At 52.4% G+C, this 7392-nt stretch carries 14 protein-coding genes; 1 reads left to right on the forward strand and 13 read right to left on the reverse strand.

What is annotated here, in order from left to right; genetic code table 11:
• Positions 1–226: 226 nt before the first annotated feature.
• The 3 genes from E1958_RS19000 to E1958_RS19015 all read right to left on the reverse strand — a co-directional run bounded on the left by E1958_RS19000 (position 227) and on the right by E1958_RS19015 (position 1500).
• Positions 227–748, reverse strand: coding sequence for a Uma2 family endonuclease (locus E1958_RS19000; RefSeq protein ID WP_133513271.1), 522 nt, complete (start codon positions 746–748; stop codon positions 227–229).
• Positions 749–1042: 294 nt separating this feature from the next.
• On the reverse strand, positions 1043–1237 hold the full coding sequence (locus E1958_RS19010; protein ID WP_133513272.1) for a DUF2283 domain-containing protein: 195 nt from the start codon (positions 1235–1237) through the stop codon (positions 1043–1045).
• A complete protein-coding gene (locus tag E1958_RS19015) occupies positions 1234–1500 on the reverse strand; it encodes a DUF4258 domain-containing protein (protein ID WP_133513273.1) in 267 nt (88 codons plus the stop codon). The genes E1958_RS19010 and E1958_RS19015 overlap by 4 nt, the downstream gene beginning before the upstream one ends.
• Positions 1501–1722: 222 nt before the next feature.
• Between E1958_RS19015 and E1958_RS19020 the strand changes: the two genes are divergently transcribed.
• Positions 1723–1911, forward strand: a complete 189-nt coding sequence (locus E1958_RS19020) for a hypothetical protein (RefSeq protein WP_133513274.1) — start codon at positions 1723–1725, stop codon at positions 1909–1911.
• 113 nt (positions 1912–2024) lie between these two features.
• On the opposite strand, the gene E1958_RS19025 is transcribed toward E1958_RS19020, so the two are convergent.
• The 10 genes from E1958_RS19025 to E1958_RS19075 all read right to left on the reverse strand — a co-directional run.
• On the reverse strand, positions 2025–2267 hold the full coding sequence (locus tag E1958_RS19025) for a DUF1640 domain-containing protein (RefSeq protein ID WP_133513275.1): 243 nt from the start codon (positions 2265–2267) through the stop codon (positions 2025–2027).
• 167 nt (positions 2268–2434) lie between these two features.
• The gene (locus E1958_RS19030) at positions 2435–2752 is read right to left on the reverse strand and encodes a hypothetical protein (protein WP_133513276.1); all 318 of its coding nucleotides are present in this window, start codon (positions 2750–2752) and stop codon (positions 2435–2437) included.
• A 249-nt stretch (positions 2753–3001) separates the two neighbouring features.
• Entirely contained in the window at positions 3002–3343 is a 342-nt protein-coding gene (locus tag E1958_RS21465; RefSeq protein WP_341534757.1) for a transposase, read from the reverse strand.
• Positions 3226–3705, reverse strand: coding sequence for a transposase (locus tag E1958_RS21470; protein ID WP_133513278.1), 480 nt, complete (start codon positions 3703–3705; stop codon positions 3226–3228). The genes E1958_RS21465 and E1958_RS21470 overlap by 118 nt, the downstream gene beginning before the upstream one ends.
• A 112-nt stretch (positions 3706–3817) precedes the next feature.
• Positions 3818–4378 (reverse strand): hypothetical protein, encoded by a 561-nt coding sequence (locus E1958_RS19050; RefSeq protein WP_133513279.1) that lies wholly within the window; start codon positions 4376–4378, stop codon positions 3818–3820.
• On the reverse strand, positions 4375–5121 hold the full coding sequence (locus tag E1958_RS19055; protein WP_133513280.1) for a hypothetical protein: 747 nt from the start codon (positions 5119–5121) through the stop codon (positions 4375–4377). The genes E1958_RS19050 and E1958_RS19055 overlap by 4 nt, the downstream gene beginning before the upstream one ends.
• Before the next feature lie 305 nt (positions 5122–5426).
• Positions 5427–5816: a DUF4280 domain-containing protein gene (locus E1958_RS19060; protein ID WP_133513281.1), complete on the reverse strand. Its 390-nt coding sequence runs from the start codon at positions 5814–5816 to the stop codon at positions 5427–5429.
• A gap of 31 nt (positions 5817–5847) precedes the next feature.
• Entirely contained in the window at positions 5848–6378 is a 531-nt protein-coding gene (locus E1958_RS19065) for a DUF4123 domain-containing protein (protein WP_133513282.1), read from the reverse strand.
• A gap of 36 nt (positions 6379–6414) precedes the next feature.
• Positions 6415–6621: a hypothetical protein gene (locus tag E1958_RS19070; protein WP_133513283.1), complete on the reverse strand. Its 207-nt coding sequence runs from the start codon at positions 6619–6621 to the stop codon at positions 6415–6417.
• 60 nt (positions 6622–6681) lie between these two features.
• Positions 6682–7392 (reverse strand): bacteriophage T4 gp5 trimerisation domain-containing protein (locus E1958_RS19075; RefSeq protein WP_424945097.1); only part of this gene is annotated, 711 nt, incomplete at its 5' end.

Below are 7392 nucleotides of genomic sequence, written 5' to 3' on the forward strand. Positions count from 1 at the left end.
TCCACGCATGGCACGCAGCAGCAGGACGTCTTCGCCGAGGGGGGTAGTGACCGCGAGGGTTCGTGCTTGTTGGCTGAGGGACATGGTTTCATCCTTGGAAAAGCAAACGTAGATGAAGAGATTATACCGGTATCAGTTGTCAATTTTTACAAGGCAGTTGTCAGGTTAAATCAGTAGGTTTGCCTGTAATGCGGCAGACTGGAATCAGGTGTAGAGCGCTGACAGCTCAATATCCAATGCAACGGATTTGGAACGAGAGCGATTCGCCCGGCCCCTGGTAAGTCTCTCGTTCCCATCCGTCGGCTGTGCGACGATAGATCTCGACGGAAGGAGTATCCTGAGTGACCAACACATATTCTTGCAAGGTCACGAGGCTTTGATAGGCGAGTCGCTTGTCGCCTCGATCATAGCTCCGGGTGCTGGGAAACAAGACCTCGATAATCAACGTCGGATCGGTCTTAAAAAAGGGGTCTCCCCGCTCGGTTGCAAAGCGTACAAACAGGTCCGGGTACAAAAAGTCGTCTCCGACGTGGATCTTCAGATTGCTCCCGTAGACTCGGCAACCACTGCCTTTCAGGTGGCCGTGCAAGATTGCCAGCAGATTGGTCGCAATCTCCTCATGCCGATCACTGGCGCCAGTCATAGCATACAAGTACCCATCGACCAACTCATGACGGATCTTACTTGCCTGCTCGAAGGTCAGATAATCGTCGACCGATATACGCGCTAGGGACTCGAGAGCGATCATCTGTAACCCCTGTGAAACGAAATGGCCGGCTCCGTATCGACATTTGAGCTTTCACCGGGATGTAGAAACGGGACTCTATCCACCGCGCATTGGGCGGCGAACGATGTTGTAAAGGAATTGGCTCCAAAATAACCGACGCGGCGGGATGCGCTGCGTTTCCCCGCCCTACGCGGGCTGGAATAACGCCAGTGTGCCGGATCATCCACATAGCCCTGCGCAACCGGGTTGTTATGAGTGTACTCCGGTTTCTGTCGCATCTCGACGCTGGAGCGTGGGAGCCGGCGAATGCTCATCTCAGGCGGCTTGCCGTTCGGTAGATATGGGGTAGAGCCCTTTTTCCTGCGCTTCCAGGATCACGATTTCGCAGATGCTGCCGTCTACCGCGTAGCTGATGTTGACGTTCCAGCCGTAGGAGATTTCGCGTGCCACCGGCTTTTTGTTCAAATGAATTTCCAGGATGTCATCTTCCGGATAGTAAGTCGTTTTCATTCCGGTTGCTCCTGCCAATGGGTCATGAGGGTTTTAATCACAACAGCCGGACCCCTGATCACTGCGGCACATACGAGATTATCATCCCGATGCGAGTAGGATTTGAAGATCCAGCAATGCTTTTCATCCTTGTGGATCAGTGTACCCTTTTCTATCAAGTCTTGTACCATATCGAGAGAAATCCGTCTTTCCTCCATGCGTCGTAATGCATGATATGTCAGGTGTATACGTTTCCCGAAACGGTGGCTTTCCCAGGTATTCATGTCTTCGTTTCTATCGGAAATGAGGCTTCCGGGATTCTTTCATATTGATTTTTAAAGATTCGCATCGGGTACAACGCTGTCATCGCCTAAGCGCCCATGTCGGTGGCGAATAGGTCAGTCAGTAAACGGTTGAATGCGTTCAGCGATTTGGCCGTGGCGGTGATCGAAATTCATGCCGAAAGGTGGTCCTTTCCAGGGTAGGGAGAGTCTCGAACAAAATGGGTGTCCCCTCTATCGCATCCGCTCTATCGTCCGCTCTATCGTCCGCGTCTTCGTTCCCGGCAGGACTTCTTTTTCACCGTTGACCGATTGGAACGTCGCCGCCGTCTGTTGACGGACGACAGCGACGACTTGGGAATCGTCTTTACCGACGCCCGCCGTCGCCGATCCTTCACCCTACGGTCCTACTGACCCACAACAGCAAGGATTTTGGGCGGTTTGGGGAAATATTCAGAATCGAGGGGATTGATTCTTGAGTGGGACGAGAGCGGAGCGGGTTCGGCCCGCACAGCGGATCCTGAAGATCAGAAAAAGGTCTTTAGAATCAGTACCGAAATACCGCCGATGACTAAACCCAGCATCCATTTTATCAGTTTCAGCTCGCCTTCCAGCCGAGCAATATCCGTTTTGGTAGCCAGCTGGGTATCAAGGGCTTCCGAAAACACCTCGGCCAAGGCTTCCGCTTCCGCTTCGGCGTGCTTTTCGGATACGCCGGCCGCTTTGAGCCGTCGCACGAACTTCAGGGTATCGAAGGTAATGGTTGTCATGGGTAGGAGGCCATCGTTGCACCAATTGACGGTGCTGCCAGTGTAGGCGTACGTTCGGGTCCCTTGCTGCTACAACAAAGCAGTGTATACTACCAGCCGCCCCGCTGAAATATGCGGGCTAACTTTTCCGGAGATTGTTACTTGATCTCCAGCGTTGATAGTTGCTGTTAAAATTCGGTTAATTGTAGGTAATACAGTGAGTTACCTTTATATAATTCTGACGTTACCTTTATGTCATAAGTTTTTCCCTCAACATCCGATTCCATGAATAACTGAACAATACTATGGACGGCAAAAAAGACGACTCGATGGGTATTAAGGACAACATCAGATTCGGCGACGTTGTATTGTTCTTGTGAATCAAGGATCTGAAACGCAATTACAAACCTCGGATCCGCACCCGCCAAGATAGCATCACCTTCGAAGTTCGTTATTTTCCAAACAGAAAGAACCTTTGCTCTGATAATTCCAGATGTAGTTGTCACAGGAAGTCCTCCTAAATATCGGTTAGGGAACAAAACAGGAAAAAGACTAAGAGGCTGTCTAAAAAGACATAAGTTAATAGAAAATCACCCAACGGTCATTTTATAGGGGGTTTGGTTATTACAAATCTGGCGGAGAAACAAGCGACCCGATGCGAGATAAACCTGAGCTTCACTCGAAGTTGGCTTCCGTTCGTAATCTTTACTTAACCGACGTGATCGAACCAGCCAAGCAAAGGTTCTTTCAACCACTCATCGACGAGGCAACACATGGAAACCGCGAAGCCCGGTTTGTTTTCTAACGACCTCGATCAGGCATCCGAATTGGAGCCAGAGCCAATCGGAAAGCTCCGGGCCAGAATAACCGCCATCGGCCCAGATTTTTGTGATGGTATGAAGGAATGAGAACATATCCGTTATGAGCTGACGAGCCGCTTTCCCATCGAATACATGGGCTGCGCACACCCGAACAATAATCAGACAACCCATTGTATCGACAAGGACATTTCTTTTTCTTCCGTTAACGAGCTCGCCTCCATCGAACCCTGATTCCAGATAGGATTCTGGAGTTCCCTTGACGCTTTGACTATCAATGATGGCTGCCGTTGGGTCTGGATTTCGGCTTTTTTTTCACGTAAATGCTGACGTAGCGCGGTATTGACTTTTTCCAGCGTTCGATTGTCCGTCCATTTGTTATAATAATCGTTAACTAGCTGGTAAGGAGGAAAGTCTGTTGGCAGATAGCGCCATGGACAACCGGTTTTATTCAGATAAAAAATCGCATTCAGGATTTCGCGGAGATCGGTCGTTCGTGGCCGTCCAGTGGTATAGGGTTCGAGCTCCTCAAAGATGGACTGGAGGATTTCCCATTCTTCATCAATGAGGTCGCTCGGGTATCTGACAGGAGATTGAGTCTTTTCAGAAGTCATATTGGAATCCAAAATAGAAGTGCTCATATCGTATTATACTCCAGAAAATCCAAATTTTTACTCAGTAAAATCAATTTGTTAGTTTTTAGACAGCCTCTAAGCTCAAGTTCGCAAATTTCTTGATCATATTCCTAATGCTTTATGCTTTACACTCCGCCTTAAAGTCGTTCCAGAATTTCTGATCGGCGGCATGCGCGTTTATCTCATCTTGAACCCAATCACTCGCATCATTCCAGGCTTTTTTGAAGGCTGAAGTACCCTTGCCGTGTTTTTTCTCCAGATCTTTAGTATGATCTTGGTGGACCTTTTCATGTATCTCAGTAGCTTTTTCTTTTAGCTTTGCACAGGGTCCTTTTTGTTTTTTCACCTTGATGTTTCCGCTGGAATCAGTTGTACCCTGAGTAACTGTCATATACCCTTGCGAAGCAAGTGATTTCCTCACTTCTGCCTGAACATCTGCCCCGGTTTTTACATTAGGGTCTTTGAGAGTTTTCCGGTATTCCTCTTGCATCTTTTTTGATGACCAAATTTCTGTATCTGCCACCTTCCCAGCACATTTTCGACATTTTTCCTTGAATTCACTATCGGAAAAACCAAGTGCTTTTTGTATCTCCCCTGGACAAGAGAGCACGGGGCGGCCCACAACAGGACTAGCCCCACTCTCCGAACTTGGCGGAGTCGTTTTCTTGGCGGTAGTCACGTTTGGGTCCCCTTTTCGTTGCTGGCGAGGACATGCCCGAGCCATGTGAGCAACTCCTTCTCCAGGCGGGCAGCCCGAACTGCCTGGTCGATGATCCGCTCGTCCCGCAGCGTGCGCGCAATCCAGGGGTAAAGGGGATCGTCGGTGCAGCCATGCCCAAGAGTAAACATCAGCAATATAAGCAGGGCCTCCCCACGAACTGTAGAAAAGCCGTACTTCTGGGCCTCGGCACGCCCCGCTTCGATGAGTGCCGTCAACCCCCCCCTGCCGATGTAGGCCACTTTCTCCGGAAACAGGTTGTTCATTTCTTCAAGCATGTCGGCCACGAAATCGTCCGAAGAAAACCTGATCGGCATTTGGGCGAAGATTGACAACTCCTTTAGGGCATTGTGCAGGTTCACGGCTCCTGGGCCAGAGACCTTTTCAAGATAGTCGAGGGAGCTTTCATGTAGCTGTTCCGCCCGCTGCATTTGGTCGCCGGAAGCACGCAGGACTTCGCCCATCTTCGAATACTGAGGATCGGTGTCAAAGGCGCTACCGCACAACAACACCATTTCGATGAAGAGGCGGATGGGGCCGCGACAGATAAATCCGTGAATCGTGGCGCGATCTATCGCGGAGTGGACCACCATGCGGAGCTGCTCATCACCAATCGCTGCACAGATTAGCGGAGAGAAGTCCTTGCTATGGGCTAGCATCTCTTTCTCAAACCAAGCCAGCGGGACCTGTTCGAGAGATTTCATTTGCTCAGCTCGAATCACTAGCATCGCTTTGGCCACTCCCGATCACTGAATTCCGATTATGCTGACAATATCAACCAGTATTACAGATAGCCGCGAGGACGTTACGCCTGCCCCAACCAGGGCGTGTTGACATTTAAATCTAACCGGCCTAAACGGCCATTTTTCATCTGTGAAATGGCCGCAACACGCTGTCATCCCGAGCGGAGCGAGGGATCTTAAGATCCCTCGCTCCGCTCGGGATGACAAGTTCCCGGAGAGTTCGCTGTACGGACCTTCTAATATGTCAACACGCCCTAAATCCCACCTCAAGGTATCTGCCCCGTAACTTGCCCGGGAGCGATGACCGATATCACCCCGCCCCAATTGCACATGAGTTTTGAAGTATTGTTGAGTGCCGGCATCTTGCCGAGTATGACCGTCGGTGAGCCCGGCGCCCAGGGTGCCGGGGTCACGGGGATGCAGGGCATCGGCGTCAAGACGCCCGCCGCGGCCGCGGTTGCCGAGGCCACTGTCGGGTTGGCGAGGCTGGTGCACATTCCGAAAGGCAGGATGTTGACCATCGGCTTGTGGTCCATGATATTGGCCGCCGGCATGTAGCCGATCATCATCCGGTTGGTCGGTAATACCGTCAGGATGCTGGGCGTCGATCCAAAGCTGCATTGCAAGGTGGCGCCGGAGCAGACATGCATAGCCATATCAAGCCTCCTGAGGCGTGGATTCGTTCCGCTATAGGGTTAGCTGTTGCCGGCCCAGCGTATCGCCGGTAAAGCTAAAGCGTGACAGGACATTGGCCGTGTCTGATTCTGCGAAGTAGGTCGTCACGGGACCGAATAAGACGTGCAATTCCTCGGGGTTACAGGTGGGGAGATAGACTCGTAGGACGCGGGGGTCGTAGTAGCGGAAGTGGAGTGGTTCACCGTCCGGATCCCAGACCGTGAGGAATTTGCGAAAATGCATGCGGAGGGTACGAAAATCGTCGTTGGCGTGGGCCAGAATGCCCCAATGGTTCCCCACGCCTTGCGTTAACAGCAGCTTGGTAAAGGGTGACTGGGGTGAAAGCTCGACCAGATAGGGTGCGGTCTGCGCCAACTCCGGATCCAGATCACCAGGCAGGAGGCAGACATTGGGCACCGCATGTTGGGCCAGGAGCGACCGTAGGTTAGCAACAGAGGCGCCATCGAGTACCCCATAGAGTTGCTGGTCGCTGTTCTCGAACAAGATCCGGTGCAGTGTATCCAATCGCGTCGCGGTGCTCATGGTTCAGGTCTCCTCTGTCAATCCTGTTTCCCGCTCTCAGCCGTCTTGCGGTGCCGTCTGGGTGTGCTGCTCTGCCTCGCATTTCTCGCAAAATGGGGTTCCCTTTCTGGCAGCATCTGCCAGCGTTTGGGCCTGCGGATTCTGCAAGGGTCCGGGCACATCCACGTCCAGATCGACAGTCTCGTCCGGCTCGGTCTTCGCGGTTTCCTTGGGAAGGCCGTCTGATCGACTTTCGGTATTCATAGTTCAGATCTCTACTCGGTTAGATGGTGTTTCACGTCCTTGGCCACCTTGCGATGTGGCCTATGCGCGTCCTGCCGCCGCGCATTTCTCGCAAAACGGGATTGCATTTTTGGCAGCGGTTGCCAATGTTTGAGCCTGCGGATGCTGAAGGGGGCCGGACCTATATACTTCGGTAACCTCGCCCGGCTTGGCCTTATCGGCTTCCCTGGGTGGTTTCGGTGCATCCGGCGCACAGCCCGACCCGGACCCTGCCGCGCCGCCGCTGTTGACGAGCACGGGTGTGCCCGAGATGGTAACCCCGGTCGGGCCGACCACCACAAACCCGCTACCCGCCTTCAGCGTAATGCTCATGCCGGCCTCGATGACTACGTTCATGCCCGCTTTCAGGTGGATTTCCATCCCGGCATCGACGGCATGCTTCATGCCGACTTTCTGCTGGAGGTCCATGCCGGTATCCAGGGAGACCGAACCTGTGACCTTCTCGTTACGGTCGCCTCCGACGGTGAGATGCTGGTCCCCCTCGACCTGTTCGAGCTGGTCGGTCTTGACAATCAGGTGTCGTTCGTTACCGATCCATTCGAATAGGTCATGCTTAACCCGCACATCCTGGTCTTTTTCCGCATGCATGAAGAGCTGCTCGCTGCCTTTCTTGTCTTCCAGGCGAATCTCATTAAAACCGCCACCCCCTTTGCTCGAATTACTTTTAAGCGTCGTTACGGTCGCATTACCCGGCAGCCCGTAGGGCGGCATGTTAACGCCATTGTAGACCCC

Origin of the sequence: Candidatus Thiosymbion oneisti (genome assembly GCF_004359955.1) — a bacterium.
Classification (GTDB): Bacteria; Pseudomonadota; Gammaproteobacteria; order Chromatiales; family Chromatiaceae; genus Thiosymbion; species Thiosymbion oneisti.

What these genes read in the sequence shown, in the direction of transcription:
- E1958_RS21470 (WP_133513278.1), bottom strand. Translation starts at nt 3,705, where the DNA reads ATGAGCACTTCTATTTTGGATTCCAATATGACTTCTGAAAAGACTCAA.
- E1958_RS19070 (WP_133513283.1), bottom strand. Translation starts at nt 6,621, where the DNA reads ATGAATACCGAAAGTCGATCAGACGGCCTTCCCAAGGAAACCGCGAAG.
- E1958_RS19055 (WP_133513280.1), bottom strand. Translation starts at nt 5,121, where the DNA reads ATGAAATCTCTCGAACAGGTCCCGCTGGCTTGGTTTGAGAAAGAGATG.
- E1958_RS19065 (WP_133513282.1), bottom strand. Translation starts at nt 6,378, where the DNA reads ATGAGCACCGCGACGCGATTGGATACACTGCACCGGATCTTGTTCGAG.
- E1958_RS19000 (WP_133513271.1), bottom strand. Translation starts at nt 748, where the DNA reads ATGATCGCTCTCGAGTCCCTAGCGCGTATATCGGTCGACGATTATCTG.
- E1958_RS19060 (WP_133513281.1), bottom strand. Translation starts at nt 5,816, where the DNA reads ATGGCTATGCATGTCTGCTCCGGCGCCACCTTGCAATGCAGCTTTGGA.
- E1958_RS19025 (WP_133513275.1), bottom strand. Translation starts at nt 2,267, where the DNA reads ATGACAACCATTACCTTCGATACCCTGAAGTTCGTGCGACGGCTCAAA.
- E1958_RS19010 (WP_133513272.1), bottom strand. Translation starts at nt 1,237, where the DNA reads ATGAAAACGACTTACTATCCGGAAGATGACATCCTGGAAATTCATTTG.
- E1958_RS19015 (WP_133513273.1), bottom strand. Translation starts at nt 1,500, where the DNA reads ATGAATACCTGGGAAAGCCACCGTTTCGGGAAACGTATACACCTGACA.